At 38.0% G+C, this 16,057-nt stretch carries 21 protein-coding genes; 14 read left to right on the plus strand and 7 right to left on the minus strand.

What is annotated here, in order from left to right:
- Positions 1-38: 38 nt before the first annotated feature.
- Entirely contained in the window at positions 39-1,076 is a 1,038-nt protein-coding gene (locus tag AB5Z52_RS12455; RefSeq protein WP_003127836.1) for a tagatose 1,6-diphosphate aldolase, read from the minus strand.
- Between the two features lie 213 nt (positions 1,077-1,289).
- Positions 1,290-2,561, minus strand: coding sequence for an NAD(P)/FAD-dependent oxidoreductase (locus AB5Z52_RS12460; RefSeq protein WP_288551632.1), 1,272 nt, complete (start codon positions 2,559-2,561; stop codon positions 1,290-1,292).
- Positions 2,562-2,723: 162 nt separating this feature from the next.
- Here AB5Z52_RS12460 and gdhA point away from each other — a divergent pair, with 162 nt between their 5' ends.
- Complete coding sequence (gene gdhA, locus AB5Z52_RS12465) at positions 2,724-4,073, plus strand: NADP-specific glutamate dehydrogenase (RefSeq protein ID WP_288551631.1); 1,350 nt, start codon at positions 2,724-2,726, stop codon at positions 4,071-4,073.
- Positions 4,074-4,178: 105 nt separating this feature from the next.
- Positions 4,179-5,525 (plus strand): glucose-6-phosphate isomerase, encoded by a 1,347-nt coding sequence (locus AB5Z52_RS12470; RefSeq protein WP_005472008.1) that lies wholly within the window; start codon positions 4,179-4,181, stop codon positions 5,523-5,525.
- A gap of 102 nt (positions 5,526-5,627) precedes the next feature.
- Here AB5Z52_RS12470 and AB5Z52_RS12475 read toward each other — a convergent pair whose 3' ends face one another.
- The 4 genes from AB5Z52_RS12475 to AB5Z52_RS12490 all read right to left on the minus strand — a co-directional run bounded on the left by AB5Z52_RS12475 (position 5,628) and on the right by AB5Z52_RS12490 (position 8,628).
- Positions 5,628-6,851, minus strand: a complete 1,224-nt coding sequence (locus tag AB5Z52_RS12475; protein WP_368243669.1) for a tyrosine-type recombinase/integrase — start codon at positions 6,849-6,851, stop codon at positions 5,628-5,630.
- Between the two features lie 158 nt (positions 6,852-7,009).
- On the minus strand, positions 7,010-7,807 hold the full coding sequence (locus tag AB5Z52_RS12480; protein WP_170081353.1) for an SHOCT domain-containing protein: 798 nt from the start codon (positions 7,805-7,807) through the stop codon (positions 7,010-7,012).
- Positions 7,808-7,818: 11 nt separating this feature from the next.
- Positions 7,819-8,292, minus strand: coding sequence for an ImmA/IrrE family metallo-endopeptidase (locus AB5Z52_RS12485; protein WP_368243668.1), 474 nt, complete (start codon positions 8,290-8,292; stop codon positions 7,819-7,821).
- A 12-nt stretch (positions 8,293-8,304) separates the two neighbouring features.
- Positions 8,305-8,628, minus strand: coding sequence for a helix-turn-helix domain-containing protein (locus tag AB5Z52_RS12490; protein ID WP_041119346.1), 324 nt, complete (start codon positions 8,626-8,628; stop codon positions 8,305-8,307).
- A 160-nt stretch (positions 8,629-8,788) separates the two neighbouring features.
- Between AB5Z52_RS12490 and AB5Z52_RS12495 the strand changes: the two genes are divergently transcribed.
- Together AB5Z52_RS12495 and AB5Z52_RS12500 are read left to right on the plus strand one after the other, a co-directional pair.
- Positions 8,789-9,019 carry a helix-turn-helix transcriptional regulator gene (locus AB5Z52_RS12495; protein ID WP_368243667.1) on the plus strand — a complete coding sequence of 77 codons (231 nt, stop codon included), beginning with the start codon at positions 8,789-8,791 and terminating at the stop codon, positions 9,017-9,019.
- A gap of 31 nt (positions 9,020-9,050) precedes the next feature.
- Positions 9,051-9,332: a hypothetical protein gene (locus AB5Z52_RS12500; protein ID WP_368243666.1), complete on the plus strand. Its 282-nt coding sequence runs from the start codon at positions 9,051-9,053 to the stop codon at positions 9,330-9,332.
- Here AB5Z52_RS12500 and AB5Z52_RS12505 read toward each other — a convergent pair.
- Positions 9,297-9,665, minus strand: a complete 369-nt coding sequence (locus AB5Z52_RS12505) for a hypothetical protein (protein ID WP_368243665.1) — start codon at positions 9,663-9,665, stop codon at positions 9,297-9,299. The two genes, AB5Z52_RS12500 and AB5Z52_RS12505, sit on opposite strands and share 36 nt — an antisense overlap.
- Positions 9,666-9,735: 70 nt before the next feature.
- On the opposite strand from AB5Z52_RS12505, the gene AB5Z52_RS12510 reads away from it, so the two are divergent.
- The 10 genes from AB5Z52_RS12510 (at position 9,736) to AB5Z52_RS12555 (ending at position 15,955) form a co-directional block, all read left to right on the plus strand.
- Positions 9,736-9,990 carry a hypothetical protein gene (locus AB5Z52_RS12510; RefSeq protein WP_368243664.1) on the plus strand — a complete coding sequence of 85 codons (255 nt, stop codon included), beginning with the start codon at positions 9,736-9,738 and terminating at the stop codon, positions 9,988-9,990.
- 64 nt (positions 9,991-10,054) lie between these two features.
- On the plus strand, positions 10,055-10,603 hold the full coding sequence (locus AB5Z52_RS12515; protein WP_029487107.1) for a hypothetical protein: 549 nt from the start codon (positions 10,055-10,057) through the stop codon (positions 10,601-10,603).
- A gap of 6 nt (positions 10,604-10,609) precedes the next feature.
- Positions 10,610-10,858, plus strand: a complete 249-nt coding sequence (locus AB5Z52_RS12520; RefSeq protein ID WP_368243661.1) for a helix-turn-helix domain-containing protein — start codon at positions 10,610-10,612, stop codon at positions 10,856-10,858.
- 3 nt (positions 10,859-10,861) lie between these two features.
- Positions 10,862-11,053, plus strand: coding sequence for a hypothetical protein (locus AB5Z52_RS12525; protein ID WP_005472028.1), 192 nt, complete (start codon positions 10,862-10,864; stop codon positions 11,051-11,053).
- A gap of 148 nt (positions 11,054-11,201) precedes the next feature.
- Positions 11,202-12,146: a YqaJ viral recombinase family protein gene (locus AB5Z52_RS12530; protein ID WP_368243660.1), complete on the plus strand. Its 945-nt coding sequence runs from the start codon at positions 11,202-11,204 to the stop codon at positions 12,144-12,146.
- Between the two features lies 1 nt (position 12,147).
- A complete protein-coding gene (locus AB5Z52_RS12535; RefSeq protein WP_029487104.1) occupies positions 12,148-13,059 on the plus strand; it encodes a recombinase RecT in 912 nt (303 codons plus the stop codon).
- Between the two features lie 38 nt (positions 13,060-13,097).
- Complete coding sequence (locus AB5Z52_RS12540; RefSeq protein WP_368243657.1) at positions 13,098-14,117, plus strand: Lin1244/Lin1753 domain-containing protein; 1,020 nt, start codon at positions 13,098-13,100, stop codon at positions 14,115-14,117.
- Positions 14,086-14,427 (plus strand): hypothetical protein, encoded by a 342-nt coding sequence (locus AB5Z52_RS12545; protein ID WP_123837301.1) that lies wholly within the window; start codon positions 14,086-14,088, stop codon positions 14,425-14,427. Before AB5Z52_RS12540 ends, AB5Z52_RS12545 begins: the two co-directional genes overlap by 32 nt.
- Complete coding sequence (locus tag AB5Z52_RS12550; protein WP_123837302.1) at positions 14,424-14,609, plus strand: helix-turn-helix domain-containing protein; 186 nt, start codon at positions 14,424-14,426, stop codon at positions 14,607-14,609. Before AB5Z52_RS12545 ends, AB5Z52_RS12550 begins: the two co-directional genes overlap by 4 nt.
- A gap of 1,160 nt (positions 14,610-15,769) precedes the next feature.
- Complete coding sequence (locus AB5Z52_RS12555) at positions 15,770-15,955, plus strand: helix-turn-helix domain-containing protein (protein ID WP_368243656.1); 186 nt, start codon at positions 15,770-15,772, stop codon at positions 15,953-15,955.
- The last annotated feature ends 102 nt before the right edge of the window (positions 15,956-16,057 follow it).

Here is a 16,057-nt window from a genome sequence, read left to right on the forward strand (position 1 = left end):
CTTCAATGCAGCGGCTCTGTTGTTTGTTCTATGGACAATTATTCCATAACGGAAATATCAAAGACTTCAATATTATCTAATCCACCATAAAATTCATACCATGGGGTAGCATATTCTTTTAGAATAGCATTCAGTTCTTCGACATTTTCCCGGCCTTGCGTATCTAACCAATCAAGCAGTGCTTTTTCCCCTTGTTTTCCATAGATTTCCACGCTGTCTCGCCAAGTTGCACGTCCGCCAAGAATACCAGAGAACTTTGCCCCGTGTTCGCCGGCAAAGCGTAATTCTTCTCGGAAGATGTTTGCAGGAACCCCTGCACTTAAGTAAATGAAAGGACGAGTAGCGGCATCGCTAGCTTCTCTAAAGTAGTTGGCAGCTTCTTCTTGGGTATACACAGCTTCTAAGCCTTCTTTTTGAAACCCTTCAACCAAATCAAATTGTACGGGTACTTCAACTTTTAAAATATCGATATGGTATTTGTCTTTGGTCAATTCTTGAATCGTTCGAATGACTTTTCCAGGTTTGATTTTAGCGAAAGCCGGTGATTTATCATCGGTGATTTCATCGTCGTAGACGATTGGTTCGACAAAAATTGGGATATCGGCTGCTTGTGCTTCCGTACCTAAACGTTCTAGAAAAGCATGTTTCGTATCAAGAATCTCTTGCGGTTCATCAGGATTGTAATAAACCAGCACTTTAGCTGCGTCAGCTCCTTTTTGGACTAGACGTTGCAGAGATTCATTTGGCAACAGCTCCGGCAATCGTCCTGGAGTATTGACATCATAACCGGTTTTTTCATAAGACAGAATCAAACCAGCATTAGGATTTTTCGCTTCGATGCCTTGAAATCCATATTCTTCATCCAATAAAATGCTGCTGACATACTTTGTCAATTCTTGTGAAACCAACCGTTTGAAGTCATAAATTTGTTCCATTTTGAAATTATCGGGCCCTGTGGCAGCTTTCATCATTTTTTTCATTGATCCTCGCTGATCAATGGCCAATGCCGCAATCACCCCATCTTCATTTGAAAGTTTCTGCATTTTTTCAAATTTGCCTCTTGAAATACGTTTCATTTGTCCAGCCTCCTTTAAGTTCTCTTTCAGTCTACGCCTTCTCACAAAAATCGCCAACTAATAAGCAATTTCTAGAAATGCAAACAAAAAAACGAAGCTTTGTCACTACCCCGCAAGCAATGGGATGTGACAGCAACTTTACTCAGATGCAAGTCTGCGAAAGATTCGAAATTCCTTGTATTTCATTGTGTCAGATCGTTAAGAGAATAAAGACTATCCTTGTGAATAGTGGAAATAGCTCACCATTTCTGCCGCATGCTTGCCAGCGACATGACCAGTACAAAAGGCAGCAGTGATATTGAATCCACCGGTATAACCGTTGATATCGAGTAATTCGCCGCCGAAATAAAGGCCATTGATGCACTTACTTTCCATTGTCTTGGGATTCACTTCTTTTAAATGAATCCCTCCACCCGTCACAAAAGATTTTTCCAGCGGAAATGTTTTAGAAATTGTGACAGAAAAGCCTTTCATGATAGCTGCTAAAGCCTGTAGCTGGTCTTCAGTTGTTTGCTCAGCCACCAGATCAGAAAGTGCCAGTCGATGGATAAAGAACTCTAGCAGACGTTCCGGCAAGATGCCGCTCAGTGCATTGACTAATTTTTTCTTCGAATGGGCTGCCACTGTTAGCTCATTCACCAATTCATTCGCTGTTTTTTCTGGAAAACAATCCAGCATCACTGTGACAGGTGTATGACTCTTCAATTCTTGATTGACAAAAGAAGAGCAGCGCAGTGCAGCTGGACCCGAAAGCCCGAAATGCGTGAACAAGAGATCCATGGTATGAGAGACAACGGTTTTTCCTGTAGAATCTAAAACAGATAAAGCAATATCTTGTAAAGAGATGCCTTGCAGTGTGCGTGCTTTGATAAATGGCTCCTCTGATATGAGGGGAGACTCGGTAGGATAAAGCGGTGTGATGATATGCCCTACTTTTTTGGCCATTTTGTAGCCGTCTCCAGTTGCTCCAGTCGAAGGGTAAGTTCGACCACCAGTCGTCAGGATCACACAGGGCGCAGTAAATTCTTCGAATTCTGTTCGAACGCCTTGGATCTGAGTCTCATCATGAAGTAATTTAGTGACGACTGTATTGGTCAATAGAGTGACTTGTTTCTCATGGAGCGCCTGTAATAAGCCTTCAACGATCGTTTTCGATTTGTCTGTGACAGGAAACATCCGTCCGTGATCTTCTTCTTTCAGAGGGACACCATGGGATTCAAAAAAGGTCATCACATCGAAATTATTGAATTGCGAGAATGTACTATATAAAAATTTTCCGTTGCCGGGAATATGGGCGATCAAATCATCGACAGAGCGATGATTGGTCACGTTACAACGACCGCCGCCGGTCATAAGCAATTTTTTGCCAACTTTTTTATTTTTTTCTATAAGTAATACGTCTGCACCATTTTCGGCTGCTGAAATAGCGGCCATCATGCCACTGGTACCAGCACCAATCACGATCACATCATAGGATTTCTTCATCTTCCTTCACCTCTTTGTGGATTGTACCATATTGCAGGAACAAGCGGGGAGAAAGCTGTTTGTTCAATGAATCGAAAAAAAATTCTGACAATTTCGTAAAAAATAGATGCAATTTCTGAAATTTTCTATAAAATAGAATTTAACTAAAGGAGGTAGTGCCTGATGACAAATGCTTCAGAGTATGTAAAAGCGATCCAAGAGAAACTGCACGAAAAAGATCAGAACCAAACGGAATTTTTACAAGCGATAGATGAATTTTTACCAACAATCATTCCTTTCTTAGAAAAACATCCAGAATACATTGAATCGAATTTGGTTGATTTATTAACAGAACCAGAGCGATTTATTCAATTTCGTGTGCCATGGCAAGATGACCAAGGCAATTGGCAAGTCAACCGCGGTTATCGGATCCAATTTAATTCTGCATTAGGGCCTTACAAAGGCGGCCTGCGTTTTCATCCCAGCGTCAACTTAAGTATCTTGAAATTTTTGGCTTTTGAGCAGATTTTCAAGAACAGTTTGACTGGATTACCGATTGGTGGCGGCAAAGGCGGAAGTGACTTTGATCCAAAAGGGAAATCAGATGGAGAAGTCATGCGTTTTTGTCAAAGTTTCATGACGGAATTAGCAAAACATATCGGCCCTGACTTAGATGTGCCTGCGGGGGACATTGGTGTTGGTGGCCGTGAAATTGGCTATCTCTTTGGGGCTTACAAACGTCTGAAACAATATGATGCTGGTGTCCTTACAGGAAAACCATTGGACTTTTGGGGAAGTAAAAATCGGACGGAAGCTACCGGTTACGGGGCAGTCTATTTTGTTAAGCATCTGTTGAAAGATTTAAAGGAAAACTTCCAAGGGAAACAGGCAATTGTATCTGGAAGCGGCAATGTAGCCATTTATGCGATTGAAAAATTGCATGAGTTGGGCGCAAAAGCCATCACTTGCTCTGATTCTTCTGGCTTCATTTATGACAAAGAAGGTATCGATCTGGCATTATTGAAAGAAATCAAAGAAGTGAAACGGGAACGTTTGACAGCATATGCCAACGCACGCCCCTCAGCAGAGTACCATGAAGGCGCTTCTGTCTGGGACTTCGATGTTCAAGCGGAATTAGCCTTCCCTTGTGCGACTCAAAATGAAATCAATCTAGAACAAGCCAAACGGGCAAAAGCGAATGGTGTCCGGATTGTTTCTGAAGGTGCCAATATGCCAAGCTCTCTTGAAGCGGCAGAATATTTTATTGCGCAAGGAATCTACTATTGTCCTGGGAAAGCGGCTAATGCGGGTGGCGTAGCGGTTTCTGCTTTAGAAATGAGTCAAAACTCACAACGTTTGCAGTGGGAGCAGGCAGAAGTCGATCAAAAATTGGATGAGATCATGGAGAATATTTATGATGCTTGCCGTGACACTGCAGAAGAATTTGATCAAAAAAATAATTTCATGCTAGGAGCAAATGTGGCTGGATTTGAAAAAGTTGCTAAAGCAATGTCTTCTCAAGGACTTGTCTAACTCTGCCAGATAGGCGATATAATAAGGAATTACTTGAAAAAAGTTCAAAAAAAACGTAAAGTAGTACTTGTATGAAAAACTAATTTTTTTCAAGGAGGACAAATCATGTCACACATCAAATTTGACTATTCAAAAGTAGCACCATTCGTGAATGAATACGAATTAAGCTACATGCAAAGTCAAGTTACAGCAGCAGATAAACTCTTACGTGAAGGTACTGGTGCAGGTAACGACTTTTTAGGCTGGATCGACTTGCCTAAAAATTATGATAAAGAAGAATTTGCACGAATCAAAAAAGCAGCAGAAAAAATCCAATCGGACTCAGAAGTATTAGTTGTTATCGGTATCGGTGGTTCTTATTTAGGGGCAAAAGCTGCGATTGATTTCTTAAACCATTCATTCTATAACTTGCTTTCATCAGATGAACGGAAAGCACCACAAATCTTTTTTGCCGGAAACTCAATTTCTTCGACTTATTTAGCTGATTTGATCGAAATCATCGGTGATCGTGATTTCTCTGTCAATGTCATTTCTAAGTCAGGAACGACGACAGAACCTGCGATCGCATTCCGTGTCTTCAAAGAACGCTTGATCGAAAAATATGGCAAAGAAGAAGCAAACAAACGTATCTATGCAACGACAGATAAAGCAAAAGGTGCCGTTAAAGTTGAAGCAGATGCTGAAAATTGGGAAACATTCGTAATTCCTGATGATGTTGGCGGACGTTTCTCTGTCTTGACAGCTGTAGGTCTATTGCCAATCGCTGCTAGCGGTGCGGATATCGATGCTTTGATGCAAGGTGCAGCAGACGCTAGTGAAGCATATGCCAGTGATGACCTTGAAAAAAATGAAGCGTATCAATATGCAGCAATGCGTAACATCCTTTACCGCAAAGGAAAAGTAACCGAATTGCTGATTAATTATGAACCAGGAATGCAATACTTCTCTGAATGGTGGAAACAATTATTTGGAGAATCAGAAGGAAAAGACCAAAAGGGAATTTACCCTTCAAGTGCTAACTTCTCAACTGATTTGCATTCATTGGGTCAATATATCCAAGAAGGCCGCCGCAACATCTTTGAAACTGTTGTTAAAGTTGAAAAACCACGTAAATCAATCACAATTCCTACGCAAGAAGCTGACCTTGATGGACTTGGCTACTTACAAGGAAAAGAAGTTGATTTTGTAAATACCAAAGCCTTCGAAGGAACGTTATTGGCTCACACAGATGGCGATGTACCAAACTTATTGGTTAAGATCCCAACGATGGATGCCTACACATTAGGTTATACAATGTATTTCTTCGAAATCGCTGTAGGTATTTCTGGTTACTTGAATGGTGTGAATCCATTTGACCAACCTGGCGTGGAAGCTTATAAGAAAAACATGTTCGCATTGCTTGGCAAACCAGGCTTCGAAGAGCTTGCAAAAGAATTGAACGAACGTCTATAAATCAATGCTTTTACCACTTATATAAATTGGTGGTGAACGAAACATGTTCGCTTTGATTCATAACTGGTGATAGTTTTGGTGATAGTGACAGATTAAAAGCACTCATTGCGAGTGCTTTTTTCTTTCATTTTCGATGTAGTTTTCGAACTGTTCCATAGACCTTTTTTTAACCTCTGGTGAAATATGGGCATAGATTTGAGTTGTTGAAATGTCCTTGTGTCCAAGAAAGTCTTTTATATCTTCTAAAGATAGACCAGCTTGTCTAGACCTTACTGCAAATGTATGCCGACCATCGTGGACTCTAATTTTCGGCAATTCAGCTTTTTTAGCAATCCGATTAAATGCGCCATTCACTGATCGATCACGGACAATTTTCCCTTTGTATCTCTTACTGGTTTGCAAGAAGATAAATTGTTCGCCATCTTCAGTGGAAGGGAAGGTACCAAAGATGTTTAAGATATGATTTCTAAAAGCAAGCAGGGCTTGTTTACTTCTTTTGGTCATTGGCATGCTTCTGACTCCTGCCGGTGTTTTCGGATCGTCTGTAATAATTGCATTGACGTTTTCACCTTTTTCAACTGCTCCTAAACGTTCTCTTTCAATGCTTATCATGTTCCCGCCAAAGTCAATATCTTGCCACTGTAATCCCATTACTTCTGATTTCCTCAATCCTTGATCGAAGATTAATAGGAAAAAGGGGTACCACAAAACTTCAGATTCTTTTTTCGCAAACTCTAGAAATCTATCTGCTTGCTGCAAATCGTAGTATCTGACAGATTCCTTTTTCTCAATCATTCTTGGAAACTCAACAAACTGAGTAGGATTCTCTTTTATATATCCTAATTGAATTGCTTTTTTAAAAGCATTGCTGAGAGTAGCATTTACACTTTTGGCAGTAGTGATGGACAACCCTTGACCACTTCGACCTAGTCCTTTCTTATTTAGCAGCATATTAATGAACTTTTGATGGTTGGCTCGAGTGTATTTGTTTAAAGAATATTTTCCTATATAGGGTTTAATATACATTCGTATATTCGCTCTGTGGACCACACGAGTGCCTTCTTTTACAGCCTGCTTATAATTAGTTACCCAATCCTCAAGAAATTCTTCTATTGTTAAATTCCGAGGATTTTCTTTGAAATATTCGTCGGATGCTATTTTTCCTTCAATTATTTTGGCATAACTATTTGCTTCATCAAATGACTTAAATCCTTTTTTGTGTATCTTTTTTTGTTTGCCAGTTCCGGGATTAATTCCATTAGAAATGAAAACTTCATATCTATATTGTTTTGATTTCTTCAAATAGTATTTCTTTATAGAAGCCATTAGAATTCTCCTTTCGTAATTTCGCATAATAAATTCGAATAATCGAGTGATTTCAATCGAATAATCACTTGAATATTAAAGAATTCGAAGTTTTTTGTTAATTATCCGAACGTATGTTCTTTTCAATTTAAAAAGAAAAGCCCGAAGGCTAATCTTCATCATAGACCCAATAAATCGTTTTTCTTTTTTTCAAATTCATCTTTAGAGATAATCCCATCGTCTAAGAGTTCTTTGAATTTTCGTATCTCATCAGCGTTACTCAAAGTCTCTATTGTTGATTCTTGTTGTTCTAAATCTGCAGAGTCTTCAAATTGAGATTCTAATAAATAGACAATTTTTTCTGCTTCTTTTACAGCCGTTTTGTAAATTATAGAAGTTCTCTTAGTTTTGGAACTTATCAAATCAATAAAAAGAACAGGGGTTTCAATATCGGCCATTAGTATTTTAACTTGTAAGGATTCAATAATAGAGGTTGAATGTTTTTTACCGGTAATGGCACCAACAATTGCTCCAGCACCTCCAAACGTTAATGCTCCAACAGCAGCTCTTCCCAAGCCTCCCGAGGTGACTGATCCTCCGTTTTCAACTATTTCATATCCTCGTATTGAATCTAAATCATGAATAGTAAGGCCATTTATTAGGCCTTTAATCTTGAATTGTCTTTTTTGGCTATCAATGAATAAGTAGGAAGAAACCTTTAAATCCGCCTTAAATTCCTTTAGCCGATTGGCATTTTCTATTTGTTGTTGTTTTTTATCGAGCTTCAATGCTTTCTTTTCAGCTTTAGCATCTCTTTTTAAATCGTCCAATGTAATAGATCTAATCTCGTTAAAAGAATTCGTCATGCCATATCCTGCTTTTTTCATACATTTTGCACAAGCACGTTGACCATCAGATATCTTATAAGATCCAAATCCAACTTTTTTACCACAGACAGCACACACTTTTTCAGCCATCTTTCCATCTCCTAAAAATTATTGAATGATTTTAAAACTGCAACAGTCCCATCTGGTTGAAATAGGAGAGTGTAGTTGTTTTCTGTTTTAATGCCATCCCACTTTCTCGCATACCACTTAATGGCATCTTTAAAAGTTATTTCCGGAATTTGCAAATATTCAGCACATTCCCAGACACTAGTACATCCGAATTCAAAACAGTTAATGATATCAGTAGGTGAAACGAGCATCACAGCTCCAATATCACGAGCTTTACGTTCTTGTTTCATACATTCTGGCTTGCTTAGATCTGATATATCTCCTACAGATGTGAGATAGTGAGCAATTTCCTCCGCAATCGTAGCCGTCAGTTCAGCTGTTGATTGTCCAGGTCTTAAATAAATTGTATCCCCAATAATTAATCCGTCCTGCTGTACAGGCATACTTGGTTCGAACTTGTACTTCAGATCGGGATACTGAGCCATAAGTTGTTCAGCTTCATTCATTCAAAATTTTCCCTACTCTCCGCCATGATCTCTCATTTTTATAAATTTGATGAAATCTTGAACTTCTTTTTTCTGTTTTTCAGTCAAGTCATCATCTACGTGAGTTGCAACAAGGAGGTTTGAATCCTCATTTAACTGATCAGTTCTACCATGAAGATAGTCTAAGCTGACTTCAAAATAATCAGCAATCTTATTTTGAATATCTGTATCTGGGGTTCGCTTACCTTGTTCATAAGAGGCGTACGTGGTTTTTGCGACGCCTAAAATATCAGCCATATTTTGTTGGGTTAAATTTTTTTTAGATTTTCTCAAACTTTTTAAGCGTTCAGCAAACATACAAATCGACCTCCTTATCTAATATTACTACGACAAACAGCGTACAAAAAGGACAAAATAAAAAGTATCAAAAAAAGAGTACAAAACTATTTACAAAGTACGCGTAATGTATTATTATAAAAGTACGCAATACGTATCTCTTTTGAAAGGGGTGAAGATTATGCCAGACTGGTTGAAAAAAATACGAGAACAACACGGATACACTCAAGAAAGCTTTGCTAGACGTGTCGGGATCGCCAAAACAACGTATTCATCATATGAACAAGGATATCGCACGCCATCTGTAAACACAGCAAAAAAAATGGCAAGCGTACTTGGAGTTCCATGGACTATTTTTTTTGATGATGATGTACTCGATACGTATTATAGAAAGGAGCCAACACATTGCTAAAACAACAAGTACAGATGAGGGAGACCGCACAATGAACGAAGAGCTACTTAAAAAGCTTTTACAAGAGCAAAAAACAACCAATAGTCTACTGGAAATCATAGCCAATAGAATTGAACGTAATCGTAAAACTGTAGTTTACTCCTCTGATAACACAAAAGAGGAATTGTTAAAAAAAATTGAAGACTTATCAGAAGAAGCAAGAGATTTAAGAAGTCGTGCTGAGCAAGCTGAAAAAGCATCAAGATTTTCGAACGAAGAGCTTCTTAGACTAAGATCTTTAGTCCCTCGCCATGGAAGATTCAATCAGGTATAAATTTATACTATCCAAATTATTGTTAAAGTATTCTCTATCTACAATCTTGTTTTTATATAATTTTTGGATCGTACTTAATGCTGAAGCATCTAAATTAAACTCGAGATGTCCACGAGTAGGGTTAGTTGGATAAATGTCTGCGACTAAATCGTAGCATCCGTTTTTATCAGGCAAAAGAAATTGTACCGAATTTCTTGATTTTTCAATCATTAGAACAACATCAGATTTTAGTTTAATAAACAAATTTTCTTCATCGCAAAGATAGGCTCTTATTTCTATAAATTCGTCATCGATTGTTTTTTGCAATTTAGGTTCCATTAAATAATCGTACACTTAGATCAGTCCTTTCTTTGAGATTTTATCAAAAAGGAAATACGAACAAAAAGAGAACGGAGGTTTTATATTGAAAGACAAACCGCAGATGATTAAAGCTAATGTCGATTCGGGATTTCTACCACAATATATAGAAATGATTATTCCTGCAATTAAACGCAAGTTTAACATTTCAATTGGTATTGAAGGCGAACTGTTTACAAACACTGGCGGTGTTGAAGAAATCATTATTCGTTTCTTGGCTGCTGATGAAGTAGCGCAGGACATTTATTCATATATCGATGAGAAATGGCAGTTCGCCTCAACACCAAAGCTTATTGCTTAATTTCATTTTAAGTAATTATTGACCGTTTGGGCTAATAACAAAAACGAATATAAGGAGTGATAACGTGCCGAAAACAGCAAAAATTGGGCGATCTTTAAAGCTTGCATTATTTCTTTCGAGTAAACGTCAGAAAGAATTAGCCATCGACGCCAAAACACCAAACGCAACAATCAGTGATCATTTCAACGGAGCAAATGTCCCTATCGATAAGGCAATCGAGTATCTAGAGGCAATGAAAGAAAATGGGTATCAAGCAACTGATGAATTAACAGGAGATATCAGTTACCAATACTTAGGATTTTTCAAATCAATGGATGGCCAACTGGCAGATGTCAAATCAACGAATGATCTTGAGATATTTCAAGAAATCGAGTCAAACGAGAGGAAAGAACGGAAGAAAGTAGTCCAGAGAATTGTTGCTGAATCTCAAGTCAGGATGCTAACTGATGTTGAAAAAACAGAGCTTAGGAATTATACAGACGAATTTCTTGATGAAATCATTGTTGAAATGGCGATCGTCTTCTCCATCCTAAAGATTCTGAACATCACTATTCAAGAGGCAATTAAGGAGCGTATGCCTCACTGGATTAAAAAAAGATATATGAGGGGATGACCTAAAGTGAAAATTTCTCAAATGAAGAATGTTGTACCGCTTGAGAGAAAAAAAGAAATTACCGAAGTTGAGTGGAAAAAAGCCAAAGAAATTGCTGATTATCTAGGCATCTCAAGACCAACATTATCGAAACTAACACATCGGAAAGTCGATCCAATTCCTTTTTCAAAACTTAGTGGGATGCTTCAATATGATCTTCAAAAAGTGAAGGAATGGGAAGAACGTAATCGAACATACAATTACAAGGAGGCATAAAACATGAAACGATCAATTAAAGATACATTCATTGTCACAGCACTATTACTTTTTGTAGTAGCTTTTACAGCAATTCATGTAGTAGCAGGATTAGTTTTAGTATTTCTATGGTCTTTCGCAAATATTGTCTATGACATGGCCGCAAAAGATTATCAAGACAAAGAAAAAAGACTTGCTAGCCGTCCAAAGCAATAGCAAGTCCATCAAGTATTTAGATAAATATCTTTGTCTCCATTTTAAAACAGAAAAGGGGAAATGACAATGAATTCTTTCGAGAACGCATTAGATCAGTATCTAACAACACCGGGTTGGGGACAGCCGACTCAAAGAGAGGAGCCAGAAAATGAGAAGTAAATCAACTCTTGAAATGACTCATGACGAGTGGTTGTTGGACCGCCGAAAAGGTATAGGCGGTTCAGATGTTGCTACTATCTTAGGACTAAATAAATGGAAATCTCCATATCAGTTATGGCTAGAAAAGACTGGTCAAATCGATTTAGAACACACTGAGAGCGAGCCAGCTTATTGGGGAAATGTCCTAGAAGAAATTGTAGCAAAAGAATTTCAAGAACGTACTGGTAAAAAGGTCCGTCGAAGGAATCAAGTGTTTGAACATCCGCTACATCCTTTTCTACGAGCGAACATTGATCGGGACGTAGTTGGAGAAAACGCCATTTTGGAATGCAAAACAGCTAATGCATTTCTTGGTAAAGAGTGGGAAGGCGAAGAAGTTCCTTTAAGTTATTTGTGCCAAGTACAGCACTACATGAACGTTTTAAATAAAAAATATTGCTATATCGCTGTTCTAATCGGAGGACAGAAATTCATCTGGAAGCGAGTTGATCGTGATCAAGAGCTAATTGACATGATTACTGAACGACTTGTTGAGTTTTGGGAAACAAATGTCCTGGATGGACAAGAGCCAGTTATAGATGGCAGCGAAGCCACATCAGAGTTTTTAAAAGAAAAATATTCGAACACTAAGGAAGACGAAACAACGTTACCTGCTTCTTTTGATGACTTAATTGATCAAAAGCGTGAGCTGAAGAAAGCAAAGAAAGAGATCGAAACGGCTATCCGTCAGATTGATAACGAGATTATCAATGAGCTTGGGAAACGCAAAGCATGCATTGGTATTGCACCAAGGAACATCATTTCATGGAAATTGGTTTCTACGAAACGTATGAACAGCAAAAAGCTTGCTGAAAAATATCCAGAAGTAGCTAAAGACGAAGAAATCTACAACGTTACTGAATCACGAAGACTCACAGAAAAGGAGATTAAATAAAATGGCCACAAATGATGCATTAAAAAATCAATTAGCTGAAAAGAGTACACAGGTAGTTGATCCATCTAAATTAGGATTCAAGGCTTTAATGAACACACCAGCAATGAAAAAGAAATTTACAGATATTCTTCATGAGAAGTCGGATTCCTTTATGGGATCCCTTATGACTCTGGTTGGTGGAGATAATTACCTATCTCAAGCCGAGCCAATGACGATCATTGCATCAGCTTTAAAAGCAGCGACAATGGACCTGCCAATTGATAAGAACCTTGGTTATGCCTATGTGGTTCCCTTTAATCGATCAGAAAAAGTGGGGAACAAATGGGTCAAGCATAACGAAGCTCAATTCATTCTAGGATACAAGGGCTATATTCAACTTGCTCAACGAAGTGGCCAATATAAAGCTCTGAACGCTCTGGCAATCTACGATGGGCAATTGATCGATTGGAATCCATTGACCGAAGAATTTACGTTTGATTACAAAGCTAAAGTATCAGATGAAGTGATTGGTTATGTCGGATTCTTCGAACTACTGAACGGCTTTAAGAAAACAGTCTACTGGACCAAGCAAGAAATCGAAAGTCATCGTATCAAGAATTCTAAAGCTTATGACAAAGAAAAACTAAGTGGCGCTTGGGTCGATAATTACGATTCGATGGCCATTAAGACAGTTCTTAGAAATATGCTTTCCAAGTGGGGCCTTTTATCTGTTGAAATGCAATCAGCAATAACCTCAGATGAGAAAGTCTTTCGAGTAGACGAAAACAACGATTTGATTGAGGAGACTGATTTATCAGATATGGAGCCGATGCCAAATGATCTTAAAGAAGCAGAAAAAGTTGTTGATGACCCGATAACAGACGAAGGACAAGAATCATTGTTCGATTCATCAAATCCACCATTAAACAAATAATGAGGGAGTTTATCTCCCTCTGATTAGGAGGAATAAACGTGGCAAGACCGACTAAGAAAGGTCTTGATTATTTTCCTCTAGATGTCGATTTTTTATCAGATCTAAAAGTTCGAAGAATTATTAAAGCATGCGGTAAAGAAGCCGTTCATATACTGGTCGCCCTGCTGGCTAATATTTATCGAGATGAGGGGTATTACGTTTTGTGGGATGACGACCTTGCGTTCTTAGTGGCTGACGAAGTTGGTACGAAGGAGGGCACAGTTGAAGAACTGGTGAAAAAAGCCGTGCAAGTAAAATTCTTTGATAAAGATATTTTTGATAAATACTCCGTATTAACTTCTAAAGGTATTCAAAGCAGATACATTTTAGCCACTAAGGAACGCAAAAAAGTTGAGCTTGAATATAAGTATTTGCTGACAAATGAAGTTAATCGATCGAATATCTCGATTAATGGGCGGAATAACTCGGTTAATCAGGGGAATAATCAACAAAGTAAAGAAAAGGAAAGTAAAGAAAAGGAAAATAAAGAAAAGGAAAATAAAGAAAAGGAAAATAAAGAAAAGGAAAATAAAGAACAACCAACTGATGAAGAAGAATACTTAATCAAGATATACAGCTATCTCGAAAGCAATGGTTTTGGTAGTCCTTATGGAAATACCATGGGTGATAATATCGAATTCTGGATTCAAGATTTAGAGGAAGTTGGGTTGAGCACACAAGAAGCGGACGAGTGGTTAATACTCGGTGCTGATACAGCTATTTCTAATAACAGCCGAAACTGGAGGTACCTTGACGGTATTTTACGGAATAGATTTAATAAGCGGCTATTTACTAAGGAAGCTATCGAAGGTGCTGATGTTACTCGACAAACAGGAACGAGTAAATCAAGTTATTACAGTAAGAAGCCAATTCGTACAGAACCTATTCCAGAATGGCTAGATGATCCAGAAGGATACAACGCCCGGAAAGAAGCGGAAATCAAGCGTAAAGCAGAAATCAGCGATGAAGAATTGAGGAGGTTTCTAGATGCCACAGGAGATACAGAGGAATTTTGGTAAGGCGGTAAAAGTAATCTATGACTTGTTTTTACCAGATCAACAAGAACTAATGCGAATTCCCTTTGAAGCAATGACTGGATACGTGAAGGAAACTGGCGATACAACCAGCAAAGGTGCAGAACGTAAATTCAGAACTTTCATGCTTTTGTATCGGCATTGGTTGATTTCAGAAAAGAAGGTACCTGCCGACTATTTCGGGAAACGATTTTTAGAGGCAACAACCGACAAATTGTGGGAGGAGGCAGAAGAGGTGTATCGAGCGTTGCGAATAAAACCTAGGTCCAATAATGAAAGAGGGGAGAATAAATGAATTATTTTAAAGAAATTCGAAAAACACATAAGTTAACACAAAAAGAAATGGCTCAAAGGCTTAGTATATCTTATTCACATTATACAAAGTTAGAAATTAGCTATGTTCAACCAAGCTTTCAGCTTCTTAAACGTACAAAAGAGGTATTCGAAAAAATAGACATGAATCTGTTTTTTGAATAAAAAAACTGTCTATGATCTAGTGAACTCATAGACAGCTCCTGATTTGTATTTCTAAAGCTATTCACTAGACTAGCTTTCCTCGTAGTGATGGTCAGGAAACCATAAAAAATTCAGCTGCTACAAGGATAGTTCAGTATTCTGATTTTCGCCGTAAAAGGTTCCATCTATCTAAGGGGAATAAAGCCGATTAGATTTTGTCTTTTTTAAATTAAAAAGCACGCACTAATTGCTCACTTTAATCCAATGCATCAATGATAGCAGTTTACGTATCGAACGAAAATCCTGTTTAGGCAAGAATGAATTGTGAGGTGGAAGCTCACGCAGCCACTCAAGGAATAGAGAACTATTTCAATTCAGCTTTGTTCAAAAGTTTTGTCATACGACATCACTCTCCCGTTAAGAGATTTGAACAAAAATAGTATATAAAAATATCCTTAAAAAGGAAAGTGTGTATTAGTGATAATAAAAAGAGCACAGCTAGGAGGCACAAAAACTGTAAAGGAGAAGACCGGATGAAGCAAGCGAAGAAAACTCAATCGTCTCGATCCATCTATCGGTGATGTAGTAGTAACCTTGATTATCTTGGCGATGCAAAACGACATGGACCTATACGAGTGCTTGAATTGCGCTTATGACGAGATTAAAGGGTGCACTGGAAAGATGGTCAACGGCGTGTTTGTCAAATCAAGTGATTTGTAAAATAACTAGGAGGCTGTAATTTTGAAAAAGAAACAAGTAGCAAAGATGTTAAAAATACTCGCCCTAGTATCTATTGGCGTAGTAATAGGACGAGTGGTGGATATTGAATTTGAATCCTGTGATTAAACTATCCTAGTTTTCGATCCACAACTAGGACATATAACAGTGCTGGAGACACCGTTTGGTAGTTTTCTGCCGCAGTTGGAACACACCAAGACTTTACGGACAGCCCTAGTAAGCTCTCGCTTAATTTTAGCTTTACTAGGAGTTTTGATTTTTACCCTAACTCTAGCCATAAGTTAACTCCTTTCTGATTAATTATGAATAATGCTCAGTTGGTATTGGGTCACTATTCAATAATAAATGTAGCACAATATACAGAGTTGTGTTTTACATTAACACTACATGTTGGGTTATTTTATTTACAAATGTTACGAACGTATGTTTTCGGAGGTGCGAAGATGTGGAATAAAGTTGAACAAATATTAATTGAAAAAGATATATCACAATATGAACTAGCAAAGAGAATGGGCGTTTCAACTGGGACTATTACTGAATTAAAAAAAGGAAGGATCAAGAAGCCTAGCTTTGAATTGATCCAGAAGATTGCTGATGCTTTAGACGTTAGTATGGATAGGTTTAGATAAGGTTTCCATTAACGGAAGATATTACCAACTAGGAGGAGAAGAAAATGAGTAAAGAAATGCACGAAAAATGGATGTGTTCTGTGGATGAAGAGCGTTGGCAAG

Source organism: Enterococcus sp. RTP21361st1_A6_RTP21361_211029, assembly GCF_040910045.1.
GTDB lineage: Bacteria > Bacillota > Bacilli > Lactobacillales > Enterococcaceae > Enterococcus_D > Enterococcus_D gallinarum.